We start from the raw sequence: 26,602 nt of genomic DNA, 5'->3' as shown, positions 1-26,602 counted from the left end.
TCGAAACCGAATTGCGACCGTTTTGGGTCAAAAAGATGCTGGGTCTGTCCGCGAGTTTCTAAAAGCGCCAAGTATCATGTGGCGTTCTAAACTGCCGGTTTTGCATCGTGCTTCGAGGCCGGAAAAGGCCTTTATCTTGGGTTCCTGCGAATGCTTTCAAATCGTTGATTTCAATTGCTCCCGGTGCCGCATTTGCTAGCTTGGCAACGGACGGGGGTTGGATTGTCGTACAGGCGGTGGATCGCGGGAAAGTTTGTGTGTCGGGTGCCGTTCCGTCGGGCGTGGCGGTGCGTCGCGCGCGTGTGCTTGCCATGATGGGCCTAATCGGCAGGCTGAGGGGATTGCTCAGCCGATTGTTCTCAGGAAGACGCAAGCCAGCGCCAGATCCGGATGGAGAAGCTGTCACGAAGGACACCGGGCCGGCCGCACCCAGCTTTACAGTATCACATGCCCGAGGAGAGGCGGTCGCACTCGCTTCCGATGATGGCCCGCTCGGTCGCGCCGATGAAGTCGTTACCGTGGACGAACCGAACTTAGACACCGGCGACCATCCCATCAGGGAAATCCTTCCAGACGTGGTCGAGCCGCTGGATGGCAGCGAAGTCGAGCCTTCGGATAGCGAAGTCCCGGCAATCGCAATCGCTATCGCTATCGCTATCGAGCTTGACGCTTCGGCCTCGCAGGCAACCGATCGAGATCATACCGTCGCGCTGAAGGCCGAGCCGGAATTCGCGCCGATGCGGCATGCCGAGGTCGGGTTGGCCAATGACATCACCACGGCGAACGTCGATGACGAGCCTGGGCCCGCAGGGGGGGCTATCAGTGCAGAGGCACCCGTCTCCGAGAATCGGCATGACGAGACGTCGATCGCGACTACCTCGATCAACGATGACGGTTTTCAGGCCTCAGCTTGGTCGGTGACGTCGGCGTCAGATGGACTTGAAGCTGGCGCAAGCGAAGCCGATCGGGAGGACCCCCGCGATCCAGCAGGTTCGGACGATGACCGGGCCGCGACCGCAGCGGTGGAAACTCAAGCGGATGAAGTGACGGCCGATCTCGGAAAATCCGGTGTCGATCACATTGCGGTCGAGGAGAGCTTGCTGGAAGTTCCAGCGCCACTCGAGCATTCCGAAATCGAAAACTTCACGTCACCATCAGGTGAGCCGGTCTCGTCCACGCGGCCCGTCGATGTCGATGCCATGCCATCTTCGACAGCCGGCGAAGCTGGCAACGCGCCGCCGCCAGCACCAGATGGAGGATCAGTCGACCAATCGCTCGTCGAGCTATCCGCGGACGAAGAGCTCGCCGTCGCCGAGGATCCAGGCGAGCACGACGACTTCGGAGAGCCATACAAGGCCCGGCCAGTGGCTGCCGATTCGGCGATGGATGACGGGGATTGCCCCGAAGATGCGCCCGAGGTTGAGGAAATCTCTGGTGCAGCGGGAGAAATTGAGGCTTCCGAGGAGCAGGATGACCGATATCCGGCCGTCGAGGAACCGGAGGTCCGCCCCTACTCGGATGTGGACGCTTTCGACGCGGAGTCGCAGGACCCGCGGGCGACAGCAGAAGATGCGGGCTCGGCCGGCGAGGCTGCGTCGACTGTCAGGCGAAGGCCTGGCGAGTATCGGCCCAGGCTCAGCCGTGCCCGCACGCGACGCGCTCCCGCTGCAGTGTCTTCGAGCGGAACCGACATCCAGAATTTCGATGCCGCGCTGCAACTGCTGATTGGCCCCGGTGACTGGGGTGTCGAGCTGTGGGCGCTTCTGCGTGTGCCCAACGGCGTGCAGGACGACGACGTCGCGGTCGACCTCGGTGGAGAAGAGTTCTTGCTCGGCCAGCTTGATGAACAGCTTCTCGAGCCGCTCGCTCTGCCCGATGCCGCCGCGGCGTTCGGCGAGCCTCTTTTCATCGCCGCCGCCGGCATACCAGTGAGCTGGAGGCGCACGTCGAGGGATCTGCACGTCCTGAGCCCGGATCCGCGCGTTGCTGGGTTTGTGAGCAAGCCGCGCGTGGCGATCGGCCAGGAGAGTGTCGTCATATGCCGGGAAGGACTCGGTGAGGTCGCCCTTGCGCAAATCGTCGCCACCGGATCGCCGGAGCCAATGCGCATTGAGGGGCCGAATGTGCCTGACGGATGGATCTGCTGGCGGGGCGTTCGACCGTTGCGCCCGTCACTTCCGGTCGGCGGGCCGGGCATTCTCGACGCGCTCGACCCGCTACCAGCTGTCGCGGTCGAGTTCTCCGGCGGCATCAAGCTCGCGCACGCGACTTGGCTTGAGGGGTATCCGCCAACGATCCAACTGCTCGGCCTTATCTCGGAGGGAGACCCTGTGTTGATCGACGGTCGAGAGGGAGCTCAGGATGCAAAGGGCGTCTGGACGGCCGACCGGTGGGACGCCCCCGGTCAGCACAGGGTCGAGCATGGCGGCGTCATGGCGAACTACGCGATCGAGGCCGGGGCGTCAGATTGGGGTTGGTGGCCAGCGTGGAGTGACGCGGTGCCTCTGGCCGGAGCGCTTTCAGGACCGGGAGAGGGGCGCATCTTCCAGACAAGTTCGTCCGGCGTGTTAATCGGTGCCCGTCCTGGAGAGATCTGCATGTTCACCGCTTTGGAGGGCGGTGTGTCCGTGGCGTCGCCGCGGTTCGAACCGGTCTGGATGCTGTCCGGCGGCGTCGGCACCCGTGGCGCCGGTCCAGCGCTGATCGGCTCGAAGGTCACACCTGGCACACCTGTTGGATCGCGCGATGCCGTGCTCCGATGGGCGCGTGCGATCTGCTCGAGCCGACGTGCCGGTGCTGATGGCGGTCCCGAGCGCGCACTATGGATCCGGTATCTCGCGACCGCTCGCTCGCTGCGAAAGCGTCGCCGATGAACGAGCTTCTATTCTGGGCGTCCGCGATAGGCTCCGGCTCGGACTCCGCCTTCAAGCGGCGGGCAACGGAGCTGGTGCCGACGCGCCGAGGCGCGCCGTCCTCGTTCAGCCGCGCGATCTGGGGCTTCAACAGCCTCGCCCACTGCGAGTTCGGTGCAGATTCCGGCGAGGGCTGGCGGGTAGCACCACCTGTCCTCGCGGCTGGGGATCCTGTCGGGACTATTTCGGCGGTCCTGTGCGGCGCGAGGTCGGCTCCGCTTCTCAGCCGACTGATGGAAGCGGCCGGTGACAATGTCAGTGTCATGGGACAACGCGACGGCCCCGATGTAGTCAAGATCGACCTGCCCTGCGCTGGCGACCTCATCCGGGTCTCCCGCGAGGCGCGGCTACCCGTTCAGTGGAACGCGCCACTGGCGATCATGGCCGCCTTCGTCCCACCGGCACTGTCGAGTTTCGACCAGACGGCAGTGCCCACCGGCGGGTGGGAGGTGGAGCGGTTCTCGAGCTCGAAGGTGGCATGGGTGGCGTCCACCGTGGCCGAAGCCACGCGATCGCGGCGAGGGCTGTTCAGATTCAAGTCCGACTACGACACCCGGCACATCTTCAAACTGGCGGGCGTGGCGAGGCATGTCCCGCCAGGGATCGCGAAATATTGGGCGCTTGGTAGGCGGCAGCGAGCGATGCGCCTCGACCTATCGCGCGGTCAGGTCAGCTTCCCGATCGCGGCGCGTCCGCCGGGTTTGCTGGACCGGGCGCTCGTGGTCTCATCCGGAGCCCTACCAGTGCCCGCGAAGGGGCGTCTGACATATTCGGGGATTAGCGCCCCGCTGGCGGCGGCCGTGTCCGCCTCGCTTCGAGCCATCGCAATGGGAGCTGACAGTTGACCAATCCGGTTTCGATCTTCGAGGGAATGCGCGACACCTACCTGCGCTACCTCGATAGCCCGTTTGACCTGAGGTATGACAGTCTGGTCGCAGAGCGCCGTGGCATGCTGGATCAGGATGGTCGCCTCTACCGGCGACCGCTGGTCGAACCGGCGCCGCCCTACCGCTCCAGTGGCCTTGGCTTCGCGGCCGCCGCGACCCAGATCCTTTCTGGGTCTCTTCCGCCGCAGCTGATAGCGGACATCGCCGGTTTCGTGTCCTGTGGCCTATTCGATTCGCGCCGTGAGCTCTACGCGCACCAGCTCGCCGCGCTGGATGCGTCCATGCGTCAGCACAAGGACGTGATCGTCACGAGCGGCACCGGCTCGGGCAAGACGGAGTGCTTCCTCCTGCCGCTCGCCGCCTCGCTGGTCGCCGAATCGGCGCGCTGGGGACAGCCCCAGGCGCTGCCTGCCGCCCACGAGTGGTGGGACGCGGCGGGGCCGGCGGGCCAGCGGTATCACCCCCGCGTTCCGCAGCGGGGGCACGAGGATCCGGTAACACGGCCACCGGCGATGCGTGCGCTCGTGATGTATCCGCTGAATGCGCTCGCCGAGGACCAGCTTGTCCGGCTTCGGCTGGGCTTTGACGGCGCAGCAGCCAGGTCGTGGCTGGACGCGAACCGCGCGGGCAACCGGCTCTACTTCGGGCGCTACACCGGGCGGACGCCAGTGTCGGGCGATTCGTCCTCGGGGACGAAGCTGACCGAGCTGCGCAACGAGCTGCGCTCGATGTCCCGCGACGCCCAAGCGGTCGCGGGGTCCGACGCGGCGAGGTTCTTCCAGAGCATGGACGGCGCGGAGATGTGGTCGCGCTGGGACATGCAGGACACGCCGCCCGACATCCTGATCACCAACTACAGCATGCTCAACATCATGCTGATGCGCGGTGTTGAGGCGCCGATCTTCGACGCGACCCGCGCTTGGCTGGAGCTCGACCCGCGCAACGTGTTTCACCTCGTGGTCGACGAGCTGCACACCTATCGCGGCACGCCCGGCACGGAGGTCGCCTACCTTCTCCGCGTGCTGCTCGACCGGCTGGGCCTGCATCCCGATCATGACCAGCTCCGTATCATCGCGTCTTCGGCGTCTCTTCAGGACGATCAGGCCGGCCGGGAATACCTGCACGGCTTCTTCGGACGTGACCGGTCGCGTTTTGAGGTCATCGGTGGCAGTCAGCGCCCACTGTCGCAGACCGCCCGGGCAACCGTCGGACAGCATGCGGCCGCGCTCTCCGCGTTCCCGGCGGCGGTGGCTAACACAGGCATTGATGCCGCCGTGGCCGATCTCGAGGCGGCCGTCGGCGCGCCCGACGGGTCTGCGCATCCAACTCCGGCCCGCCTCGGCCTCGCGCTGACGCACACCGAGGCGGCGGACGCCCTTCGCGCCGTATGCCGCAGCGATGACGATAGCCGACCGGAGCCGCGTCAGACCGAGGATGTCGGCGCTCGCCTTTTCCCGGGCACCGCGCCACACGACGCATCCGCCGCCGCAGAGGGGCTGGTCACGGCGATCGCGTCGGCCGAGCTACCGAACGGTGATCCTCTCCTGCCCGTGCGCGCGCACATCATGTTCCGCAACGTGCAGGGGCTATGGGCGTGTGCGGACCCGGCCTGCAGCCAGGCGCCTCAGCGGACCGATCCGGACCTGCCGCAGGTCGGCATGTTGCACCACCTCCCCGCCTCCGGCTGCGGATGCGGTTCTCGCGTGCTGGAGCTCCTTTACTGCGAGCCCTGCGGCGAGGTGTTCCTTGGCGGATACCGCAAGGGGACTGCGAACGGCCAGCAGTGGAGGCTCACGCCGGATTTCGCCGATCTGGAGCAGGTCCCTGACCGTGCGGGCGCAGAGCGCGACTACGGCAACTACGCGATCTTCTGGCCTTCGAATGGCAGGACGCCGCGAACCTCTCGATGGTCCCTGAAGCGGGTCGATCGCGAATGGCGGAGGGCTCAGCTCGATCCCGGCTCCGGCCTGCTCACCGCCGGCGCGGCGGGCAACGGCTACGTTTACTTCGTTCCGTCTCAGCATCGTCCACCGCGCCCAGGCGCCCCGGCGGCAGCGACACCTGGGGCTTTCCCGTCCAAGTGTCCTCGATGCGACGCCGACTGGGGCGGTCGCAGCTCAGGGTCTGGCGCGGGGTCGCCGATCCGCGGCCAACGCACCGGTTTCCAGAAGGTGGCGCAGGTTCTGGCCGATGCGCTGCTGCGCGATATCGCTCCTCCGGGCCACGACGCCAACCGGAAGCTCGTGGTGTTCTCCGACAGCCGGCAAGATGCCGCCAAGCTCTCGGCCGGCATGCGCCAGTCACACCATCTCGACGCGGTCCGCCAGGCGCTCGTCGCCGCGCTCGACGTCAGCGGTCAGGGGCCGGCGGCTTTCCAGCTACAGCTCTCCGGGGCCACGCTCACACCCGCGCAGGCTTCGGCCGCAAGCGCATTCCAGCTGGGCTCGCCGCAGGAGGCTCTGGTGCTCATGGCGGCCGCAGGGCCGATGGCGGCGCAGTCAAGTCCCGCGCACCCTGGCATGACCAACGCGCAGGCGGCGGCCGCCATCATCGCCGGGACGTCCGGGCCGTTCCTCGTGTCGGCGCTGTTCGCAGACGCCGAGCTCCGGCTGCTCGCTGCGGGCATCAACCCGGGTGGCTACGGTCTCGAGAGCCTGTGGACCGACACCGCAGACCGGTCTGGCAGCTGGCGAGACCTGTTTAACTGGGGGACGGTTCCGCCATCACCGAACGCCAGCGGGCTCTCAGTCCAGCAGGTCGATCACCTGCAAAGGCTTCGGCGCACCGCCCATGCGGAGATACTGAGGGTTATCTTCGCCTCGGGCCGCCGCGGTCTGGAGTCGCTCCAGATTGGTTACGCCTCCGTTGGAGCAGGCGCTCCCGGCGACGGCGACTCCACCGTCGTCGAGGCGGCTGACGGCGTGTTGCGGCTCCTGGGAGAGCGGCGGCGCATTGACGGTGAGCCGTTCCGGGCGATCGGCACGCCCGGCGCCCCGCCGCCTGGCTTCGTGAACGACTATCTGACCGCAGTCGCGTCGGCGGCCGGCCGCCCGGTGGCGGCCCTGACCACCGACGTCGAGTCTAGGCTCACCCATGGCGGACTCGTCGTGGATTGGCTGATCCAGCCGGACCGGCTGAGGGTCGCTCGCGCAGGAGCCAACTCGTGGGAGTGCACGTCATGCCGCCGTGTACACCTCCACGCGAGCGGCACCGTCTGCACCGACTGCCAGCAGCCGCTCGGCCCTCCGCAGGCCAGGGGCACTGGTGCCACCGCGGGCGACTATTACCTCTACCTCGCGGAGCAGGCTGGCGATCTCTTCCGTCTCAACTGCGAGGAGATGACTGGGCAGACTGGCAAGGCTGACGCGAGGAAGCGCCAGCGCTTGTTCCAGGGCGTCTGCCTGCCTGCGCCGGAAGAGATCGACCTGGTCGACACTGTCGACCTGCTCAGCGTCACAACCACCATGGAGGCCGGCGTCGACATCGGCTCGCTTCTGGCCGTCATGATGGCGAACATGCCGCCGCTGAGGTTCAACTACCAGCAGCGCGTGGGCCGCGCGGGACGCCGCGGGAGCGCGCTCTCCCTCGCGTTGACCTTGTGCCGGGGCCGCAGCCACGACGACTACTACTTTCAGCGGCCTGAGCGGATCACCGCCGACCCGCCGCCCCAGCCATATGTCGATCTTGGCGTCGAGCCGATCGTGAAGCGGGTGCTGGCGAAGGAAGTGTTGCGCGAGGCCTTCTCGGCGCTTCAGCTCTTTCCGGGGGCAAGCGGCGACAGTGTCCATGGCGAGTTCGGCGAGACGGCCGCGTGGACGCAGCCGGTGCTGGCACCCAGCGGGCCGCCAGGCGCGACCGTGCGCACGCTGGTCGCCGGTTGGATCATGGCGAACGCGGCGCGGATCTCGGAGCTCTGCGATTTGCTTCTGCACGCCGCGAAGCCGCAGCTGCAGGCGCAGCAGCCCCAGCTGGAGGCCTGGGTTGCGACTGGACTGCTTCCGGCGATCGACGCGGCCGTCGCCAGCCCGCGCCTCGTGCAGACACAGCTCAGCGAGCGTCTATCGAATGCGGGCGTCCTTCCGATGTTCGGATTCCCTACGCGGACGCGCTTCCTCTATCATGACCGACCGCGGGGCCAGTTGCCGCCCCCCGACGTCGTCGATCGGCCCCTCGACCTGGCCATCAGCCAGTTCGCGCCGGGCTCGGAGACGGTGAAGGAGGGAATGATCCATACGGCGATTGGCGTTGTCGACTACCAGATGGTGCGTGGCAGGCCTGACGAGGTGCCTGATCCGCTCGGCCCTCCAATCCCCACCGGCATCTGCCGCTTCTGCCAGTCGATCGACCCGAGCCCGTCGGGCGCCGCAAATTGTGGTGTCTGCGGTGCCGGGGCGGGCGACTACCACGTGGTGAACCTGGCCGAGCCGCGAGGCTTCCGGACGCGATACCGGACCGAGAGGGACTACGACGGCACGTTTGAGTGGACACCGCGTGCCACCCGGCCGAAGCTGGGCCTCGCTGGCCTACCGCTTGTCCCGCACCGAAACTTCGAGATCCACAGTGGTGAGCAGACGGTCCACGTCATCAACGACAACAATGGCCAGCTCTTCGAGTTCGAGAAGTTATGGGGGGAGACCTGGGCGACGCGTCAGGCGCTCGACAAGATTGGGCATCCCGCGAACGGTCAGCCGCTCGATGGTCCCGATCCGCGGGCCTTGGCGGCCATCAGCCAGACCGACGTGCTGGTCGCAGGTGTGCAACAATGGCCCGCTGGCGTCTTCGCGGATCCACTCGACGTCGAGGGGCGTGCCGCGCTCTACTCGTTCGGCTTCCTGCTTCGCCGGGCGGCGGCTGTCAGGCTGGACGTCAGCGACACAGAGCTGAAGGCCGGCATCCGCACCACACGTGACGCTGCGGGCGCCGTCATAGGCCAGGTGTTCCTGTCCGACACTTTGGAGAACGGCGCGGGCTACAGCACCCATCTCGGCACACCTACCGAATTCGAGGCGCTGCTCGGGGACATCCTGGCGCCGCGGATGCTCGGCATGTTCGAGGCGATGGCTAGGCCGGACGATCACGGCATTGCGTGCCAGACCTCCTGTCACGAATGCATGCGGGACTATGGCAACCTAGCCTATCACAGCATTCTCGACTGGCGCTTGGCGATCGACATGACACGACTGTGCTTGGACGCCACCGCGCCCATCGACTTCTCGCCGACGCATTGGTCGGGCGTCGCCGGGCGCGCCGCAGATCGCGTTCACGCGGCTCTGCCGCAGTCGACAAGGACGACGATCGCGGGCCTGGAGGCGGTCATCGCGGGCAGCCGGGCCTACGTTATCCGGCACCCCATGTGGGACATTCGGCAGGGGACGATGCACCCGGCCCTGACTGCCGCAGCTGCGGCAGCAGCGCAGGCTGGCCTCTCGATCGAGTTCCGCTCGGCGTTCATGGCGATCCGGAGGCCGATAAATTGATGCTTTCTATTGTCGCACGGCGGGCGCATCGCGCGCGGATCGTCGCGCCCGGTTGCGCGGACTAGGGGTGAGCTATGACTGATCGTGCCGAGGAGCTAGCGCTCGAAATCCACCGCGGACGCCAGAGCGGGCAGCCTGTCCGAACGATGCTGCGTGTCGATGACCGCGTCCTGGCGCGCGTCACGGATGGCATCTACAGGCGTCCGTCGTCAGCTTTTCGCGAGCTTATATCGAACGCCTATGACGCCGACGCGACGGAAGTGATCCTTCAGACCGACGCGCCGCGTTTCGAGAGGATCGTCGTGCGCGACAACGGTCGCGGGATGTCACCAGAGATGCTGGCGGACCTCGTCACCCACATCGGCGGCAGCTCCAAGCGCACTGCGAAGGGCAAGCGGCTTGGGACAGTGGATCCGAACGATCCGAAGCTGTCGATCGGCGGCCGCCGGCTGATCGGGAAGATCGGCATCGGCATGTTCTCGGTGTCGCAGCTGACCCAGCACTTCCAGGTGATCACCAAGCGGCGGGGCGACGACTACCGCACCTCGGCGGTCATTATCATGAAGACCCACACCGAGGAGATGCTCGCGTCGGCGTCCGATGGTGACGTGTTCGAGACCGGCTCCGTGACGATCACCAGCGAGCCGGCGGCGGACATTGAGGCGCAGGGGACCGAGATCATCCTGATGGACCTCACCGACCAGGCGCGCGAGCTCCTCCAGGGTCTCGAGCGCTGGAGGCTGCTCGACCGGGCCTCCGCAGGTGACATCGACGGCGCGCCGCCGAAGCGGCCAACCTACCACATCGGCCGCGTTGCCCCTGAAGATGCGGATGTCTTCGTAGAGGAGCCGGAGCTCCCTTGGTCGGCTTCCGACACGCCCGTCGCGCGCTTCCGCAAACTATACGACGCCGTCCGCAACGAAGTCCGCGATCGCAGGGCGACCCCGGTCATTCAGGAGTCGCTCGACGACTATCTGGGCATGATCTGGCTACTGAGCCTCGCGGTCCCCGTGCGCTACATTGATCGCCACCCCTTCGATCTGACTGCTGAAGATGGGATCGGGTTCTTCAACCTGACCACCCGGACGGCGGAGGCCGTCGAGCTGGCCGCCGGGCAGACAATCGGCGAGCGGCTTGGCCTGACTAGCTCCGTCGATCCAGTGGGTGGCTTCCGCGTGCTCGTCGACGACGTCGAGCTGATGCGGCCGATCTCCTTCGACCGGGATCTGCGCGGCAATAGCGAGATCGGCCGGCCTCTCATGTTCTTTGGCAAGGTGGTGTCGGGATTGGGAGCGGTGCCGCCCGAGAGCGGCGGCGGGGCGCTTTCGTTCGAGGCCTATCTATACTGGAACCAGAAGATCACGCCGAAGGAGAACAATGGCGTTCTGGTCCGCGTGAACAACGCGAGCGGGGTGCTCTTCGACCCCGCGTTCCTCGGATACCAGGTCTCCGAGCTTACCCGTTTGCGGCAGCTGATGTCGGAGATTTTCATCACCGAGGGCCTCGACGCCGCGCTGAACATTGACCGCGAATCCTTTAACTTCAGCCATCCGCACTACCAATATCTGCAGAAGTGGGTGCACTTCGCGGTGCGCCAGACGACAAACAAGCTGAAGGGCCTCAACAAGGAGATCCTCGATGCGCGGCGCACGAGGGCGGAGGAGAGCCGGGCGAGCCGGCTCGACGTGCTCGTGGACCAGGTCTGGCAGTCGCGGAGGGGCGCGGACGCCGAGCCGCCGCCGACGGTGCGCTTGGCACTACGCGGTCAGGCCCTGCTGGACGATCGCGAGCGAGGCGTTCTGGTCTACGATGCCGACCAGCTGGCTGAGAAGGCTGCGAACCGTGACGTCGCCGTCGAGGACAGTCAGCTGCAGGCGCTTGCCAAGGTGCTGTCGGCATGGGGGCTGCTCGAAGATCTCTCCTGGGACGAGCAGCAGTCCCTTCTCGCGGACATCGCCGCAGTGTTCGGGGCACGTTGATGGACGAGTTCAGTGATGAGCTGCTCGTCGATCGGGTCACTCGCCGCGCGACCGCCGAGGACGTCCCGCAGAGGGAGTTCAAGTCATGGCACCGCCCACGCAAGCAGTGGGTTCGTCGATACCAGTGGCATGACGCGCTGCTCGAGACTGTGCGGGAGACGCACTTCCCGGATGACAGCCGCATCGTGCGATACCTCAGCCTTCCGGGCGCGGATCTTCTCGACGTCCGCGTGCTGCGGGAGGCGTGCGAGGCCGCAGGCGCGGAGCTCAGGTTCACCGGCATCAACTCGGTCCGCCGCAACTCGGCCGAGGACATCCAGCTCAATATCGCCGAGAGCGAGGTGCGCGGCCTTCCGCAGATCCACAGCAGCTCGACGATCCTGCGGGAGCGTTTCGAGTCGATCGCGAACGACGGCTCGCTCGCGCACGACGCGGTGCGCCGGAGCGGGCCGTTCCATGCGGTCAACCTCGACCTCTGCGATCACATCGCGCTGCGTGCCGCCGGGGAGGGGCAGCGCAGCGTGCTGGACGCGCTCGCCGAGGTCATCCGGCTCCAGCTGAGACACGCGCGTCATCCGTGGCTCCTGTTCATCACCACCCGTCTCTCGCCGGACAGTGTCGATGCCCACAATCTGCGGGCGCTGATCCAGGCGGTCCGGGACAACATCGCCGCCAGCGGCGAGTTCGGCACCCGCGCGGCCGCGCTCCTGAATACGGAGGCCGAAGGTCTTCAGGCGGCGCTTGACGATCCGACGAACCTGGATCCGCAGCGCTTCATGAGCCTCTTCACTCTGGGTCTGGGAAAGTGGCTGCTTCGCTTCCTGGGAGAGGGCTGCTCGGTCCGAATGCTCCCGAGTTGCTTCTACTCCGTCCAGGGAGACACGCCCGACATGCTTTCGCTTGGCTTCCGCTGCGACACCGTCCGACCGCCTGCAGTCGACCGCTACCAGATGGTCGGTGGCGGCGGGCAGGCCGATGGCGGCGAGGTCGATCACGCGATGCGGCTCCTCGAGATGACCGGCGGGATGTTCGATCTGGACGATATGCTCGAGCAGGATCCGCAGCTCGCGGAGTCCGTCAGGCTGGAGTCGACGCAGCTGCTGCGGTCTGCTCACTTCGACGTGGACGGGCCCGGCTACCAAAGGCTCCTGGCAGCGGCAGCGTGACGATGCCCGGCGTCGGGGGCGCCGGGCACGATGGATTACTCGTAGCCGCCTTCTTTGCGCTTCTCGGCGGCTTCCTCCTGCACCTCCTCGATGTCCTCGCCGCCGTCCTCGTCCTCGGGAAGCGGGGCGTCCTTGAGCGTGTCCTCGGACCCGTTATCCTGGTCCTTGGGCAGCTCGTTCACGTCGGTCTCGAAGCCTGGTTCTTCGTTCTCCGGTGTCGTCGCCATCGTCCTTCTCCTTCGAGGTCGTGAACGATTGGCGGGAGATTTCAGGCCCGACGCTCAGGCCTCCGTCGGGCGGAGGCCAAGATCATTTCGACGGCTTCTTGGCTGCCGGCCGCAATTCGCTGCGCAGCAGGCCGAACAGTCCCGTCAGCCGGTCACCGAGATCCTTGTCTCGCGCCTCGCACTCCCAGATCACCTCGACGTTCCAGCCCAGACCGGCGAGCGCCGCGACCGTGGCCGCGTCCCGCTCAGCATTGCGCCTGAATTTCTCAGTCCAGTATTCCTGTCGCGTCTTGGGCATCCGCGCGTCGCGGCATCCATCGTGCTGATGCCAAAAGCAGCCGTGCACGAGGATCGCCGTGCGGTGCTTCGGGAGCACGATGTCCGGCTTTCCGGGCAGATCGCGGCGATGGAGACGGAAGCGATAGCCGAGCAGGTGCAGTGCCCGGCGGACGAGGATCTCTGGCTTCGTGTTCTTTGACTTGAAGCCCGCCATCATCTTGCGGCGGGCGTCGGCATCGAGGACGTTCTTCACCTGCTCCATCATCCGGACCTTGGGCCTGCGCCACGCGCTTTCAAGAGTGGACGGCGACGCACTACACGAGCGTCAATCAGGCCGGATAGGGCTAGGCGCGTGCGCGCGCCTCGACCTCGGGTTGCTGCTGCTGGGCCTCTCGCGCCGCGTCCAGGCACGCGATCTGAGCCCGGACGGACCGTGCGACCGCGCCCGCGACGGGCGGCGGCACCGCCTCGCTGATCTGGACGATCTGCGACGACAGGCTGCCGGTGAGCTCGTAGTCCCTCGGGAAGCCCTGCAGCAGCATCGCCTCGTAGACACTGAGGCGTCGGGTGCAGCTGGGGTGGATGTGCACCTCGCGGTGACCGTAGGCGACCGTCGGGCTCGGCTTGTCCCAGGCGAGCGTCTTGAAGCTTCGGTTGCCGCCATAACCCGGCATCAGAGCGCCCGGCGTCGTGAACTTGGCCGACTTTGGCTTCATGCACCAGTGGTTGACGTGGAAGGCGATCTGGTCCGGCGTGAGGCCACGCTCATAGTAGGTGGCGTCGGGCAGGTGACCGATGGCGCCGCGAACGTCGGGACGGCGCCCGTCTTCAGTCGGGATCGTTGCGGGCGGGGTCCATTTCGCCTCGCCGTAGAGGTCGCGGTTGAAGCCGACGACGAACAGGCGCTCGCGGATCTGGGGGGTCGAATAGTCGGTGGCGAGCAGCACCGCGCGGCTCAGCGAGAAGCCGGCTTCGTCGAAGGCCTTCTCATATCGTCGGAGCCGATGCGCATGGCGCTCACTAAGCAGACCCGTGACGTTCTCCATCACGAAGAACTTCACTGGGTTGCGCTCGTTCAGTCGCCCCAGAAGTTCCGCGTAGGCCAGCGGGAGCGAGTGCCGGGGATCGGCGTCCAAGTAGACTGTGTTCGCCCGGCTAAAGCTTTGGCACGGCGGCCCGCCGATCACGCCCTCCGGCGCGAACTCCTCGCCATGGAGCTCGTCGAGCTTTGCGAGCGTGAGCTGCGAGACGTCCCCGACGTGCCCGTGCTCGGGTTTACCCTTGCGGTTGTGATTGTAAGAGGCGATGCTGTCCTTGCGCAGGTCGAACGCCAAGCCGACGTCGTAATCGGTGGCTTCGAACCCGACATCGAGTCCGCCGGCCCCGCAGAAGAGGCTGAGTAGCATGCAACGCCTCCCCGGAATTGAATCGGAATCATAGACGCGGGGAGTCGGGCGCGCAAGCTGAATGCGCACGTCTCGGGCATGATTCATCGCGCATATCACTCCGTGAGTCGAGGGCGGTTTGGCCAGCAGCGTCGGAAGCTTGGATTTCGTTGAATTGCGTGGCGGATTGCGCGGGGCCGGCGAATTGCTCAGAGCCTGTAGGCGGTCGGGGGCACGATCGATGTGGCTCGGGGACGCTTCCGCATCGTCCTGCCTGCGGACATCGTCGACCACGAGGCGCACGAGCGCGACCTCGTATTAGACTGGCAGCACCGATTTCGTCGAGCCTCGACATGAGCCTCGAAGCCGTGCGGTGATGCACTAGGGTTTGCTGAACGAGGGTCCGCTTCAACCGCTGTAATGCCTGAAACCTGCCAGGCAGCTGACGGCCCACTTTCCGTCATTTCTCCCGGTCAAAGGACCTCAAAAAAGTTTCGCTCAAATACAAACGGAAGCCCGAATCGTGGGTGAGTAATCACCACATCGATTGGTGTGTACGATGGGATTTCGTAAGTAGCGTCGAGAGAATGGGTGCAAGCATGCCTGTTGTCGGCAGCATAGTGCTCAAAAGCGGCATATAAATGCCCATGTTCGGCACTGTTGTGCCCTCACCATTGTTGCGGAAGAAGGGATGAGCCATTCACTTCACATGGCTCGTTTCCGAGTCGACTTTGGAGATGTGACGATGGAAATTAGATGGTCCACCTTTCGTGAGCAGAGCGCCCCTCGGCGCCCTGGCCATGCCCGGGTGGATCTGGACCAGCTGACCGGTTTGCAGGAGGTGTGCGGCCTTGGAATTTCGTTAACTGTTTCCTTTAAAAGGGAAATTATTGATGCGCCAAGGCTCCCGAGCGCAAATGCCCTACCGCGGGGAGGCGGTTTACAGGCAGTTTACAAAAAAAGAGCCGGAAAAAATCCGGCTGGTTAGCGATAGCTCGTTGAATTTAAACGAAAAAATGGTGGACGCACTTGGGCTCGAACCAAGGACCCGCTGATTAAGAGTCAGCTGCTCTACCAACTGAGCTATGCGTCCATTCCGGGCGAGAAAGGCGCCTTTGGTAAGGGCGCCACCGCGTTGGAGGGGCGCCGTTAGCACCCGTTTCTCGGCATTGTAAACCCCAAAATTCCGAAAAACTTACCAGCGCTGCACGCGGCGGCTCTCGCGGTCGATCGACATGAGGATTCCGAGGCAGATCATGAAGGTCATCACGGCCGTCCCGCCGAAGCTTATCAGCGGCAGCGGCACGCCCACCACCGGCGCCAGGCCCATCACCATCGCCATGTTGATCGAGACATAGAGGAAGATCGTCCCCGAAAGTCCCGCCGCCGTCAGCCGGCCGAACCGGCTCTTGGCGCGCAGGCTCACGCCGATACCCCACCAGATCAGCGCGCCGAAGGTGAGGATCAGGAACACGCCGCCCATCAGCCCCCATTCCTCCATCATCGTCGCCAGCGCGAAATCGGTCTGGCCCTCGGGCAGATAGTCGAGATGGCTCTGGGTGCCGTTCAGGAAGCCCTTGCCGAAGATGCCGCCCGATCCGATCGCGATCTTCGACTGGGTGATGTGATAGCCGGTGCCGAGCGGATCGCTCTCGGGGTTCATGAAGATCAGTACGCGGTTGCGCTGATAGTCGTGGAGCACGAAATTGACCGCGAGCGGCGCCGAGACCGCCAGCGCCAGAGCGCCGCCGATGAAGAGCCGCAGCGGCACGCCGGCGAGGAACACGACCATCACGCCGCAGCCGGTAATCATCAGCGCGGTGCCGAGGTCCGGCTGGAGCATCACCAGGCCCGCGGGGAGCCCGATCAGCACCGCGGCGGGCCAGATCGCGCCGAACTTGCGTATCTCCGCGGCAGGCAGGATCTCGTAGAAGCGGGCCATGGTGAGCACGATCGCCGGCTTCATCAGCTCGGAGGGCTGGAGCCGGATGATCCCGAGATCGAGCCATCGCTGGCTGCCCCCCGCCACCGCGCCCAGCGCCTCGACGCCGACGAGCATGATGACGATCACCGCATAGATGGGGAAGGCGCTGAGCGCCCAGAAGCTCTCGGGCACGCGCGACAGCCCGATCGCCATCACCAGGAAGGCGAGGAAGCGGACGCCCTGCGAGAAGGCCCAGGGCTGCACATGTCCTCCCGCGGCCGAATAGAGCACGACCAGCCCGAAGCTGCCGATTGCGAGCACGAGCAGGATCACGCGCCACGGAAGCTGCATCAGGGGTTGCGGGACGATGCCCGGGCCGATCGAAGCCATCAGTCGATGTCCGCGCTGCCGACCGGCGCGACATCGCTGTCGGTGGTGTTGGCGGCGGCGTTGGCGGCTTCCGAGGCGACATTGCTGGCGGCTTCCGCTGCGTCTTCGGGCGTGGGCGGGGGCGGGGTGCTCTGCGCGGCCTTGAAGGCTTCGGCCTGGGCGGCGGCGCGGGCGCGATAGTCGCCGCCCCAGGTCGGCTCGACTTCGTGGAGCGATTTGATCGCGCGGTCGCGATCGAACAGGAAGGTCATGATGTCGCGGCCGATCATCGGAGTGTCGAGGTTGCGCACGGTGTGGCCGTTATGCTCGAGCACGATCGCCGCGGCATATTTGGGGTTCTCCACCGGCGCGAAGCAGATGAACAGCGCATGGTCGCGCAGCTTGAAGGGCAGGGAGGCGTTCTTGAGCACGCCGGAACGGCGCTCGGCCATGGTGATGCGGCGCACCTGCGCGGTGCCGGTCTTGGCGCCCAGCGTGATGCCGGGCACCTGCAGACGGCTTGCGCCGCCGGTGCCGCCTGCATTGACCACGCCGAACATCGCGTCGCGGACGATCGCGAGCTGCTCCGGCGTCGAGGCGAGTAGCGGTGCCTCCTGCACCGGCAGCCCGGCAAGCAGCCGCGGCGCGAGCGCCCGGCCCGATGCGATGCGGCTCGCCATCACCGCGAGCTGGAGCGGATTGGCGAGCACATAGCCCTGGCCGATCGAGGCGTTGAGCGAATCCGCCACGGTCCAGGGATGCTTGTAGCGCTTGAGCTTCCAGGCACTGTCCGGGACGGTGCCGTAGCGCTGGGTGCTGAAGGGAAGGTCGAACTTCTCGCCGAGCCCGAGCGAGCGGGCAACGGGAGCGATCGCGTCATAGCCCGCGCGGCGCACCATTTCGTAGAAATAGATGTCGCAGCTCTGCATGATCGCGTTCTTGAGATCGAGCGGACCATGCCCCCGTTTCTTGTGGCAATGGAACACGCCGTTGCCGACGCGCATCGCCCCGGTGCAGGTCACCCGTGCATGCGGATCGACGCCGGCCTGCATCAGCGCCAGGCCGTTCATCGGCTTGACCGTGGAGCCGGGCGGATACAGGCCCTGCAGCACCTTGTTCATCAAGGGGACGTGGTCATCCTCCGACAGCATCTTCCATTCGCTCTGGCTGATGCCGTCGGAAAAGCTGTTGGGATCGTAGGACGGCATCGAGACCATCGCGAGGATGTCGCCATTCTCGACATCGATGACGACCGCCGAGCCCGAATTGGTGCCCAGTCGCCGCGCGGCATATTCCTGGAGCCCTGCGTCGATCGTGAGCCGCACGTTCGCGCCCGGCCTGTCGGCCCGCGTCTCGAGCTCGCGGACGAGCCGGCCATGCGCGGTGACTTCCACCCGCTTGGCGCCCGGCGCGCCGCGCAGCTGCGGCTCCAGCGTCTTCTCCAGGGCGTCCTTGCCCAGCTTGAAGCCGGGCGTGACGAGCAGGGGATCCTTTTCCTTCTTGAATTGCTCGGCCGAGGCGGCGCCGACATAGCCGACAAGATGGCCGATCGCGGCGCCCAGCGGATAATTGCGCGCATAGCCGCGGGTGGGGGCGACGCCGGGCAGTTCGGGCAACCGCACGCTGACGGCGGCGAACCGGTCCCAGTCGAGATTCTCCATCACCTGCACCGGCTGGAAGCCGGCGGCGCGCTTCAGGTCGGTCTCGATGCGGGCGATGTCCTCGGCGGTGAGGCCAAGGATCTGGGTAAGCGTGCCGAGCACCTTGTCCTTGTCCTCGATCCGATCGGGGATCAGGTCGACGCGGAAATCGGTGCGGTTGTTGGCGAGCGGCATGCCCTTGCGATCGACGATCCAGCCGCGCCGGGGCGGCGTGAGCGTCAGGTTCACGCGGTTGCTCTCGGCCATCAGCCGGTAGCGCTCATTCTCGAACACCGAGAGCCAGGTCATCCGCCCGGCGAGCACCATCGCGACGGCGCCCTGCGCGGCGCCGAGCACCACCGCCCGGCGCGAGAAGCTGTAGGTCTGGGTGGCTTCGGTGATGCGGGCCATCGCTCAGACCTTCCGCGCGTCGCGATCGAGCCCGGAGCAGATCCGGGCGACCAGCGGATAGAGCAGCGCGGAGGCGAGGATCTGGAACAGCATCGCGGTATCGACATGGGCGCTGAACGGGGCCGCGAGCAATCGTCCCGCGATCAGGCAGAACCCGACGGCGCCGGAGACGATCAGCCAATCCTGCCAGAAATCACGCCACACGAGGCGAGTGTCTAGCACGTCCACCATCAGCCCGCACAGCGTCCAAAGCAGCATCGCCGATCCCAAAGGCTGGCCGCTCACCAGATCGTCGAAGAAACCGAGCGGGACCGGCGCCCAGACGCGCATCGCATCCGGCCGCAGCATGCGCCAGCCGAGCAGCATCAGCAGCCCGAAGGGCGGCAGGAAGGGCACGACAGCGACGACGGGCAGCAGCGTCACCAGCGAACCGAGCATCACCGAGAGCGGCGCGAGCCAGCGCGCGCGCGGCTTCCGCTCGGCCTCTCCCAGCCCGACATATTCGACGGGGCTCACTTCTTCCCCTTGGGCGCGGGCGTTGGGGCAGGGGCGGGCGGGGGCTCGGCCAGGAAGACCTGCTGCACCATCGCGAAATCGAGCGAATTGGGATTGGCGCTGGGCTCGGCCAGCGCCAGGTCGCGCGCGGTCTTGACGATGCGCGCCACCGGAATGTCCGGCGGGAAGACGCCGCCGGTGCCGGAGGTGACGAAGGTGTCGCCGGGCTGGAACAGCATGTTCGCGACGCTCGCCGAGCGGATGTCGATCATGCCGTCGCCGCGACCCGATGCGATCGCGGGCACGCCGTCGCGCACGCGGCGGACGGGCACGATGCTCTCGGCATCGACGACCAGCAGCACGCGCGAGGTGTTGGGGCCGGTCTCGATCACCTGGCCGATCAGCCCGTCGGGCTCGCGCACGGGCTGGCCGTGCCGCACGCCTTGCCATGAGCCGGCATTGAGCGTCGCATAGCGGCGCGTGCTCGACGCGGTGGAGTTCACCAGCCGCGCCACGACCACGATATTGGGCGCGACGTCGCGCAGCTTGAGCATGGCGCGCAGTCGTTCGTTCTCGCGGGTGAGCGTGCGGGCGTCCACGACCAGCTTCTCATCGGTCGCCACCTTCGCCTTCAGCCGCGCATTCTCCGAACGCACGCCGAAATAGCTCGCGATGCCGCCCGGCACGCCGGCGATGCCGTTCCGCACCCAGGCGAAGCCGGAGGAGACCGGCGTGGTGATCTCGGCCAGCGTGCTGCGCAGCGCCGCAAAGGCGGGCGGATTGAAGGTGGAGATCAGCAGCAGCGCCGCCCCCACCAATGCGCCGCCGACTGCGATCACATATCCCAGGAAGAGCCCATATTGCGCCCGCCGCGAAAATCCCGGGCGCCGGTTGCGTGGCGGCGCCATCTCCTTCGCCCTTTAGACTTGGATGAGGACGCCGCGGAACACCGGGTCTTCCAGTGCGCGGCCGGTGCCGAGCGCGACGCAGGTCAGCGGATCCTCGGCCACGGTCACCGGCAGGCCGGTTTCGTCGCGCAGCACTTCGTCCAGGCCCTGGAGCAGCGCGCCGCCGCCGGTGAGCACGATGCCCTGGTCAACGATGTCAGCCGCAAGCTCGGGCGCGGTGTTCTCCAGCGCGATCCGCACGCCCTCGACGATCGTGTTGACCGGCTCGGACAGCGCCTCGGCGATCTGGCCCTGGTTGATCTGGATTTCCTTGGGCACGCCGTTGACCAGATCGCGACCCTTGATGTGGATCGTCTTGCCGATGCCGTCCGCCGGCGGCTTGGCGACGCCGACTTCCTGCTTGATGCGCTCGGCCGTGGCTTCGCCGATCAGCAGATTATGGTTGCGGCGGACATAGGAGACGATCGCCTCGTCCATCTTGTCGCCGCCGACGCGGACCGAAGTGGAGTAGGCGAGGCCGCGCAACGAAAGCACCGCGACTTCGGTGGTACCGCCGCCGATATCGACCACCATCGAGCCGATCGGCTCGGTGACGGGCATGTCGGCGCCGATCGCGGCCGCCATCGGCTCCTCGATCAGGAAGACCTGGCTCGCACCGGCATTCGAGGCGGCGTCGCGGATCGCGCGGCGCTCGACCGAGGTGGAGCCCGAGGGCACGCAGATCACGATCTGCGGCCAGCGCATGAAGCGCCGCTGGCCGTGGACCTTCTGGATGAAGTGCTTGATCATCTGCTCGGCCACATCGATGTCGGCGATCACGCCGTCACGCAGCGGGCGAATCGCCTCGATCGTGCCGGGGGTCTTGCCCATCATCAGCTTGGCGTCGTCGCCGACCGCCTTGACCTTCTTCACGCCGTTCAGCGTCTCGACCGCGACGACCGACGGCTCGTTCAGCACGACGCCCCGCCCGCGCAAGTAAACCACTGTATTCGCAGTACCCAGATCGATCGCCATATCGTGGGACATGAATTTGAAAAAACGGGAAAAAGCCATCGATTAATCCGTCCTGCCACGCGGGCGCCCCGCCGCCGGCTGTTCGCACAATTTTTTAGCCCGGACCCTCCGGGACGGACGAAAAATCCGGCCTGGTGCCATGCGGATGCGGGTCGCGGGATGCCGTCGCTTGGGCTACAGCGACTGCCATGTCAATACGTCGTCTACCTGAGCATCTTGTCAATCGGATCGCGGCCGGGGAAGTGGTCGAACGCCCCGCCAGCGCGTTGAAGGAACTGGTCGAAAACGCCGTCGATGCCGGCGCCACGCGGATCGCCGTGCGTCTCCAGGCCGGCGGCACCGAACGCATCGAAGTGATCGATGACGGATGCGGCATGTCGCCGCCCGAAATGGCGCTCGCATTGGAGCGCCACGCCACCTCCAAGCTGCCCGACGATGCGATCGATCAGGTCACGACGTTGGGTTTCCGCGGCGAGGCGCTGCCGTCGATCGCCAGCGTCGCGCGGCTGACGATGGAGAGCCGCGTGCGCGGGGCGGAAGGCTGGGCGCTGACCGTCGATAACGGCACACGCGTCTCCGAAGGCCCCGCCGCGCTGCCGCCCGGTACGCGCGTGCTGGTCGAGGATCTGTTCGCCCGCGTGCCGGCGCGGCGCAAGTTCCTGCGCTCGGCGCGGGCCGAATATGGTGCCAGCCTCGACGTGGTGAAGCGCCTCGCGATGGCGCGGCCCGACATCGCCTTTTCGGTCGAGCATGACGGGCGGCGGGTGCTCTCCGTCCAGGGGGGCGAGACCCGGCCCGAGCGCGTGGCGGCGCTCACCGACCGGGCGTTGTTCGACAACAGCGTGGCGATCGACTTCGCGCGCGAGGGGCTGGTGCTGGGCGGCGTCGCCGGGCTGCCGACCTTCAATCGCGGGGTGGCGGACCACCAATATCTGTTCGTCAACGGGAGGCCGGTGAAGGATCGCCTGCTCGCCGGCGCGGTGCGCGGCGCCTATGCGGAGATGCTGGCGCGTGATCGGCATCCAGTGGTGGCGCTGTTCCTCGACGTGCCGGCCGATGCGGTGGACGTGAACGTCCATCCGGCCAAGACCGAGGTGCGCTTCCGCGATCCGGCGCTGGCGCGCGGATTGATCGTCAGCGGCCTGCGCCGTGCGCTCGACGAGGCTGGGCACCGCAGCGTCCAGCGGCCTAGCGAGGCGGCGCTGGGGATGTGGCAAAGCGAGCCCGAGGCGCCACCGCAGCAGCTTTGGGATTACCGGGACACGACGCCGGCTCCCGTAGGCGCTGCTGTCGTCCACGACCGCCGCCCGACCTTCCTCACCCCGCCGCCCCAGGCGCGTGCCGAGCCGGCCTATGCCCCGGTTCCCGAGACGATCCAGTTTCCGCTCGGCGTCGCGCGCGGCCAGGTCGCCAAGACCTATATCGTCGCCGAGGCGGAGGACGGGCTGGTGCTGGTCGACCAGCACGCCGCGCATGAGCGGCTCGTGCTCGAACGGATGCGCCGGGCGATGACCAATGGCGGTGTGGCGAGCCAGGCGCTGCTCCTCGCCGAAGTCGTCGAACTCGACGAACCCGGCTGCGACCGGCTGGAAGCCCGGATCGAGGAACTGACCCAGTTCGGCTTGGAGCTGGAGCGTTTCGGCCCGCGCGCGATGCTGGTACGCGCCGTCCCCGCGGCGCTCGGCACCGGCGACGTCCACGGCCTGGTCACCGATCTGGCCGACGAACTCGCCAGCTTCGACGAGGCGCTGTCGCTGAAGGAGAAGCTCGATCACGTCGCTGCGACCATGGCCTGTCACGGGTCGGTTCGGGCCGGCCGCGTGCTCTCGGTGGCGGAGATGAACGCGCTGCTTCGCGAGATGGAGGTCACGCCGCATTCGGGCCAGTGCAATCATGGCCGCCCGACCTGGGTGAAGCTCGCGCACGGCGACATCGAAAAGCTGTTCGGGCGGAAGTAAGACGCCGCTCAGCGGGTCTTGCCGGTCGTCCGGCCCCTGCTCGCCAGGCCGGGCAGCGCCGGGGCGCCGTTGATCGTGCCGCTGAAATCGACGACGCAGATATTGCCGTAGCGGCGATGGCCGCCGCAGCCGATGCCGGCATAGCGGAAGGCGCCGTTGAACAGCAGCGCGCGGTGGCCGCGGCCGCGCACGCCGTCATCGACGATGAGCTGGCGGACGATCGCATCGGCCCGGTCATGGCCATAGGAAATGCCTTCGCCGACATAGATGTCGCCGCCCCGGCGGCGGACGCGCTCGCCGGGCGAGGCGCCGTCGGGCGAAAGATGGCCGTTGGCGCCGGTCAGTCCCAGCTCGCCGGCATGGTCGCGGGCGGCCAGCTGGAGCAGCGCACCACGGCCGAGCGGGGGCAGGGGTGCCTGGCGCTCGAGAAAGTCGATCGCCTCATCGACCGCGTCGGTGCCTTCATTGGTGATGACGCCGTTCGGGTCGCCGGGGAGGTAGAGTAGCCGTCCGTCGAAATAGCGGCGATATTCGCGCAGATCCTCGGCATATTCCTGCGGATGCTGGCGCGCGAAATTGATCTCGGCGAGCACCTGCGCCTCAAGCGAAGGGCGGTCGCTCGCCGCCGTCAGCAATATCGAGCACGCGCCGAGAAGGACGGTGCCAAAACGGCCAAGCCTGGACACTTTAAAGGGTTCCCCCGGGTTACGCGATCACGCTCCGTCGCGCACGGCGGAGCATCGATCAGGACGGAATTCTCCTCTTAAGCACCTGAAAAGGCAAGGGGAGGCATTCAATAAACGCCGGTCGGAGTGCGCCCGAACTCCACCACGCACATCACCCGATAGATTTTGTGCGAACCGCATGCGGCGCCGGCGAAGCGCATCTCGGCGGCGAACAGCGTCCTGCGATGGCCGCGGCCCGGCACATCGTCATCGACGATGAACTGGCGCACGACTTCCGGCGCGGTCGGCGGGCCATAGGTGATCGCCTCGGCCACATAGGCGCCACCGCCCCGGCGCCTGGCGCGGTCGCGCGGATTGGCGCCGTCCTTCGAAAGGTGGCCGGTGGCGCCGCCCGGTCCCTGTTCGGCGACATGATCGCCGGCGGTGCGCGGGAGCAGCGGCGCGAAGGCGAGCGGCGGGAGCGGGGCCTGCCGCTCCAGAAAGGCGATCGCCTCATCGACCGCGCGCGTCCCTTCCTTGGTCAGAAGGCCAGACGGATTGCCGGGATAGCGCACCACCTTGCCGCGAAAGCGGGCGCGATAGTCGCGAAGGCGTTCGGCATAGTGATGGGGCTGGGTCCGCGCGAAATTGATCTCGGCAAGAACCTCGCGCTCAAGCGCGGTCTGTGGCGCGAATATCCCGGTCAGGAGGGCGAGCGGCAGGAGCATCGGGGCGTTTCTCCAGGATATGCGCCTGAACCGCAACCGAATGGGCCTGCGATCGCATCGGCACTCGACAGGATCGCCAAAAGAAAAGGACCGCCCCGATCGCTCGGGACGGCCCTGAATCCTTCGCGGAGAGCGGATCAGCCCTCGGCGGTCTCGTCTTCGACGGGAGCCGAGGTCGCGATCTCGCCGGGTTCGGCATTGGGATCGTAATCCTCGGTGAAGCCGCTCTCTTCCTTCTCGAACATCGCGGACATCACGTCGACGCCCTGGGCCTGCATGTCGGCCTCTTCCGGCGAACGCGCGACGTTGACCTTGACGGTCACCGCGACTTCGGGGTGCAGCGCGATCTTGACCTCGTACAGGCCGATCGCCTTGATCGGCTTGTCGAGCACGACCTGCGCCTTGTTGACCTTGTGGCCGTCGGCGACGAGCGCATCGACCAGATCGCGGGCCGCGACCGAACCATAAAGCTGGCCGGTGTTCGAAGCCTGGCGGATCAGCGTGACCGATGCGTCCTTGAAGCTGCCGGCTTCCTTCTCCGCATCGCCACGGCGCGAAGCGTTGTCGGCTTCGATGCGCGCGCGGTTGGCCTCGAAGACCTTGCGGTTGGCGGCGTTCGAACGGAGCGCCTTCTTGTTCGGCAGAAGGAAATTGCGGGCGAACCCGTCCTTCACCTTCACGACATCGCCGATATGGCCGAGCTTCTCGACGCGCTCAAGCAGGATGACTTCCATGTCCCGCGCTCCTTACTTAACGATGTAGGGCAGCAGGCCCAGGTGACGGGCGCGCTTGATGGCCTGGGCCAGCTCGCGCTGCTTCTTCGCGCTCACCGAAGTGATGCGCGAGGGGACGATCTTGCCGCGCTCGGACACGAAGCCCTGGAGCAGACGGACGTCCTTGTAATCGATCCGGGGAGCGTCCTTCGCGGAGAAGGGGCAGCTCTTGCGGCGGCGGAAAAACGGGCGTGCCATGGTCTATAAGCTCCTTATTCGCCGCCGAAGCCGGAATCGTCGCGCTCGCGACGGCCACGGCGCTCGCCGCGATCACCCTTGCGCATCATCACCGAAGGGCCTTCTTCATGGCCGTCCACCTTGACGGTCATGTAGCGGATCACGTCTTCGTTGATCTGCGTCTGGCGCTCCAGCTCGGCGACCACGCCGGCCGGCGCGTCGATCTCGAGCATCACATAATGCGCCTTGCGGTTCTTCGCGATGCGATAGGCGAGGCTGCGAAGACCCCAGGTCTCGGTCTTCACGACCTTGCCGGCATTGTCTTCGATGATCTTGGTGGCGGTTTCCGCCAATGCGTCCACTTGCGCCTGTGCCAGATCCTGGCGCGCAAGGAACACGTGCTCGTAGAGAGCCATATGTTCTTCTCACTGTTGGCCGATCGCTGACGTGCGCACCATGCGCAGCGCCCCTCCGGCTGTCGTCTTACCCCTGCGGGTCTAATAGCAAACGGAGCGGGAAGCGATGCTTGCCCACTCCGATGCGTGCGCCTCTTGCGCAATTCGTGGCGAAAAGCAAGCCCGTTCAGGCGAGCCTGGCCTGGCTCCGCGTCTTGCGACGGCGCATCGCCGCGCCCGCGAGGCCGAAGCCGCCGATCATCATGCCCCAGGCTGCTGGCTCGGGAACCGCGTTCGCCTGGCCGAAGAACACGATGTGCGACAGATCCTTCGGATTGCGCTTGTACGGGATGTCGAACGTGTCCCAGCTACCCGACGAGGCCGGATCGATCTGGTAGAGCACGAAATAGTCGCCCGCCTTCACGGCAATGAAATCGACCAGATAGCCGGTGAGCGACCATGTGCCCGAATCGGTGCCTGCGCCCGTAATCAGGCCGCTGGTCGTGGCCGTATCGAACAGGAAGTTGAGATCGATGTTCGGCCGCGCGAAGGGCTGAAAATCGTTGTACAGATTGTAGCGCGCTTCCGCGTTCTTGTAGCTGTTGGGATTGAACGGGTTCGAATTCCCGTTGATATTGCCCTGGAAAAGGCACCCCGCCGAACTGGTGACGGAGAAGCAATCGGTCCAGATGATCGGACCGGCCTGCGCGGCGGCCGGCAAGGCGGCCAGAGCCAAGGCCGCGGCCCGGATTGCAAGTTTCAAGCCCATGATACCCTCCCCAAGAACAACCCCAATATGGATGTGATCCTAGGCATAGTATCTGCGCAATCAA

20 protein-coding genes and 1 tRNA gene are annotated in these 26,602 nt (G+C 66.3%); 6 read left to right on the top strand and 15 right to left on the bottom strand.

Annotated features, from left to right (window positions below; translation table 11 throughout):
- Positions 1 to 518 precede the first annotated feature (518 nt).
- The 5 genes from HB724_RS10045 (at position 519) to HB724_RS10025 (ending at position 12,421) form a co-directional block, all read left to right on the top strand.
- Entirely contained in the window at positions 519 to 2,873 is a 2,355-nt protein-coding gene (locus tag HB724_RS10045; protein ID WP_213980787.1) for a hypothetical protein, read from the top strand.
- A complete protein-coding gene (locus HB724_RS10040) occupies positions 2,870 to 3,757 on the top strand; it encodes a hypothetical protein (protein WP_213980786.1) in 888 nt (295 codons plus the stop codon). Before HB724_RS10045 ends, HB724_RS10040 begins: the two co-directional genes overlap by 4 nt.
- Complete coding sequence (locus tag HB724_RS10035; RefSeq protein WP_213980785.1) at positions 3,754 to 9,276, top strand: DEAD/DEAH box helicase; 5,523 nt, start codon at positions 3,754 to 3,756, stop codon at positions 9,274 to 9,276. Before HB724_RS10040 ends, HB724_RS10035 begins: the two co-directional genes overlap by 4 nt.
- A 74-nt stretch (positions 9,277 to 9,350) precedes the next feature.
- The gene (locus HB724_RS10030; protein ID WP_213980784.1) at positions 9,351 to 11,255 is read left to right on the top strand and encodes an ATP-binding protein; all 1,905 of its coding nucleotides are present in this window, start codon (positions 9,351 to 9,353) and stop codon (positions 11,253 to 11,255) included.
- The gene (locus HB724_RS10025) at positions 11,255 to 12,421 is read left to right on the top strand and encodes a hypothetical protein (RefSeq protein ID WP_213980783.1); all 1,167 of its coding nucleotides are present in this window, start codon (positions 11,255 to 11,257) and stop codon (positions 12,419 to 12,421) included. The genes HB724_RS10030 and HB724_RS10025 overlap by 1 nt, the downstream gene beginning before the upstream one ends.
- A gap of 35 nt (positions 12,422 to 12,456) precedes the next feature.
- Here HB724_RS10025 and HB724_RS10020 read toward each other — a convergent pair whose 3' ends face one another.
- The 9 genes from HB724_RS10020 to HB724_RS09980 form a co-directional block, all read right to left on the bottom strand.
- A complete protein-coding gene (locus HB724_RS10020; protein WP_213980782.1) occupies positions 12,457 to 12,648 on the bottom strand; it encodes a hypothetical protein in 192 nt (63 codons plus the stop codon).
- An 82-nt stretch (positions 12,649 to 12,730) separates the two neighbouring features.
- Positions 12,731 to 13,189 carry a very short patch repair endonuclease gene (locus HB724_RS10015; RefSeq protein ID WP_213980781.1) on the bottom strand — a complete coding sequence of 153 codons (459 nt, stop codon included), beginning with the start codon at positions 13,187 to 13,189 and terminating at the stop codon, positions 12,731 to 12,733.
- Between the two features lie 82 nt (positions 13,190 to 13,271).
- The gene (locus HB724_RS10010; protein WP_213980780.1) at positions 13,272 to 14,333 is read right to left on the bottom strand and encodes a DNA cytosine methyltransferase; all 1,062 of its coding nucleotides are present in this window, start codon (positions 14,331 to 14,333) and stop codon (positions 13,272 to 13,274) included.
- 996 nt (positions 14,334 to 15,329) lie between these two features.
- Positions 15,330 to 15,405, bottom strand: a tRNA-Lys gene (locus HB724_RS10005).
- Between the two features lie 102 nt (positions 15,406 to 15,507).
- Positions 15,508 to 16,626, bottom strand: coding sequence for a rod shape-determining protein RodA (gene rodA / locus HB724_RS10000; RefSeq protein ID WP_213980779.1), 1,119 nt, complete (start codon positions 16,624 to 16,626; stop codon positions 15,508 to 15,510).
- Entirely contained in the window at positions 16,626 to 18,656 is a 2,031-nt protein-coding gene (gene mrdA, locus HB724_RS09995; RefSeq protein WP_213980778.1) for a penicillin-binding protein 2, read from the bottom strand. The genes rodA and mrdA overlap by 1 nt, the downstream gene beginning before the upstream one ends.
- 3 nt (positions 18,657 to 18,659) lie before the next feature.
- A complete protein-coding gene (mreD, locus tag HB724_RS09990; RefSeq protein WP_213980804.1) occupies positions 18,660 to 19,094 on the bottom strand; it encodes a rod shape-determining protein MreD in 435 nt (144 codons plus the stop codon).
- Between the two features lie 74 nt (positions 19,095 to 19,168).
- Positions 19,169 to 20,059, bottom strand: coding sequence for a rod shape-determining protein MreC (gene mreC, locus HB724_RS09985; protein ID WP_213980777.1), 891 nt, complete (start codon positions 20,057 to 20,059; stop codon positions 19,169 to 19,171).
- A 12-nt stretch (positions 20,060 to 20,071) separates the two neighbouring features.
- Positions 20,072 to 21,112 carry a rod shape-determining protein gene (locus HB724_RS09980; RefSeq protein WP_213980776.1) on the bottom strand — a complete coding sequence of 347 codons (1,041 nt, stop codon included), beginning with the start codon at positions 21,110 to 21,112 and terminating at the stop codon, positions 20,072 to 20,074.
- Between the two features lie 149 nt (positions 21,113 to 21,261).
- Here HB724_RS09980 and mutL point away from each other — a divergent pair, with 149 nt between their 5' ends.
- A complete protein-coding gene (mutL, locus tag HB724_RS09975; RefSeq protein ID WP_213980775.1) occupies positions 21,262 to 23,031 on the top strand; it encodes a DNA mismatch repair endonuclease MutL in 1,770 nt (589 codons plus the stop codon).
- 8 nt (positions 23,032 to 23,039) lie between these two features.
- On the opposite strand, the gene HB724_RS09970 is transcribed toward mutL, so the two are convergent.
- From HB724_RS09970 to HB724_RS20480, 6 genes are all read right to left on the bottom strand, one after another.
- Positions 23,040 to 23,717: a CAP domain-containing protein gene (locus HB724_RS09970; RefSeq protein ID WP_346344710.1), complete on the bottom strand. Its 678-nt coding sequence runs from the start codon at positions 23,715 to 23,717 to the stop codon at positions 23,040 to 23,042.
- 107 nt (positions 23,718 to 23,824) lie between these two features.
- On the bottom strand, positions 23,825 to 24,424 hold the full coding sequence (locus tag HB724_RS09965) for a CAP domain-containing protein (RefSeq protein ID WP_213980774.1): 600 nt from the start codon (positions 24,422 to 24,424) through the stop codon (positions 23,825 to 23,827).
- Positions 24,425 to 24,561: 137 nt separating this feature from the next.
- Positions 24,562 to 25,158: a 50S ribosomal protein L9 gene (gene rplI, locus HB724_RS09960; RefSeq protein WP_213980773.1), complete on the bottom strand. Its 597-nt coding sequence runs from the start codon at positions 25,156 to 25,158 to the stop codon at positions 24,562 to 24,564.
- 12 nt (positions 25,159 to 25,170) lie between these two features.
- Complete coding sequence (gene rpsR, locus HB724_RS09955) at positions 25,171 to 25,395, bottom strand: 30S ribosomal protein S18 (protein WP_010543816.1); 225 nt, start codon at positions 25,393 to 25,395, stop codon at positions 25,171 to 25,173.
- Positions 25,396 to 25,409: 14 nt separating this feature from the next.
- Positions 25,410 to 25,790: a 30S ribosomal protein S6 gene (rpsF, locus tag HB724_RS09950; RefSeq protein WP_213980772.1), complete on the bottom strand. Its 381-nt coding sequence runs from the start codon at positions 25,788 to 25,790 to the stop codon at positions 25,410 to 25,412.
- A 166-nt stretch (positions 25,791 to 25,956) separates the two neighbouring features.
- On the bottom strand, positions 25,957 to 26,538 hold the full coding sequence (locus HB724_RS20480) for a PEPxxWA-CTERM sorting domain-containing protein (RefSeq protein ID WP_256731431.1): 582 nt from the start codon (positions 26,536 to 26,538) through the stop codon (positions 25,957 to 25,959).
- Between the last annotated feature and the right edge of the window lie 64 nt (positions 26,539 to 26,602).

Source organism: Sphingomonas sp. dw_22, from assembly GCF_018449795.1.
GTDB lineage: Bacteria > Pseudomonadota > Alphaproteobacteria > Sphingomonadales > Sphingomonadaceae > Sphingomonas.
Note: the sequence above shows the minus strand (reverse complement) of the source record. Positions and strands in the feature narration are given on the sequence as shown.

Excerpts from the sequence above, each read along its gene's own strand:
- HB724_RS10020 (WP_213980782.1), bottom strand. The coding sequence starts at position 12,648 with ATGGCGACGACACCGGAGAACGAAGAACCAGGCTTCGAGACCGACGTG.
- rpsF (WP_213980772.1), bottom strand. The coding sequence starts at position 25,790 with ATGGCTCTCTACGAGCACGTGTTCCTTGCGCGCCAGGATCTGGCACAG.
- mutL (WP_213980775.1), top strand. The coding sequence starts at position 21,262 with ATGTCAATACGTCGTCTACCTGAGCATCTTGTCAATCGGATCGCGGCC.
- rplI (WP_213980773.1), bottom strand. The coding sequence starts at position 25,158 with ATGGAAGTCATCCTGCTTGAGCGCGTCGAGAAGCTCGGCCATATCGGC.
- HB724_RS10040 (WP_213980786.1), top strand. The coding sequence starts at position 2,870 with ATGAACGAGCTTCTATTCTGGGCGTCCGCGATAGGCTCCGGCTCGGAC.
- HB724_RS10010 (WP_213980780.1), bottom strand. The coding sequence starts at position 14,333 with ATGCTACTCAGCCTCTTCTGCGGGGCCGGCGGACTCGATGTCGGGTTC.
- HB724_RS09965 (WP_213980774.1), bottom strand. The coding sequence starts at position 24,424 with ATGCTCCTGCCGCTCGCCCTCCTGACCGGGATATTCGCGCCACAGACC.
- HB724_RS10030 (WP_213980784.1), top strand. The coding sequence starts at position 9,351 with ATGACTGATCGTGCCGAGGAGCTAGCGCTCGAAATCCACCGCGGACGC.
- HB724_RS20480 (WP_256731431.1), bottom strand. The coding sequence starts at position 26,538 with ATGGGCTTGAAACTTGCAATCCGGGCCGCGGCCTTGGCTCTGGCCGCC.
- rpsR (WP_010543816.1), bottom strand. The coding sequence starts at position 25,395 with ATGGCACGCCCGTTTTTCCGCCGCCGCAAGAGCTGCCCCTTCTCCGCG.
- rodA (WP_213980779.1), bottom strand. The coding sequence starts at position 16,626 with ATGGCTTCGATCGGCCCGGGCATCGTCCCGCAACCCCTGATGCAGCTT.
- HB724_RS09980 (WP_213980776.1), bottom strand. The coding sequence starts at position 21,112 with ATGGCTTTTTCCCGTTTTTTCAAATTCATGTCCCACGATATGGCGATC.
- HB724_RS10025 (WP_213980783.1), top strand. The coding sequence starts at position 11,255 with ATGGACGAGTTCAGTGATGAGCTGCTCGTCGATCGGGTCACTCGCCGC.
- HB724_RS10015 (WP_213980781.1), bottom strand. The coding sequence starts at position 13,189 with ATGGAGCAGGTGAAGAACGTCCTCGATGCCGACGCCCGCCGCAAGATG.
- mreD (WP_213980804.1), bottom strand. The coding sequence starts at position 19,094 with ATGCTCGGTTCGCTGGTGACGCTGCTGCCCGTCGTCGCTGTCGTGCCC.
- mreC (WP_213980777.1), bottom strand. The coding sequence starts at position 20,059 with ATGGCGCCGCCACGCAACCGGCGCCCGGGATTTTCGCGGCGGGCGCAA.
- mrdA (WP_213980778.1), bottom strand. The coding sequence starts at position 18,656 with ATGGCCCGCATCACCGAAGCCACCCAGACCTACAGCTTCTCGCGCCGG.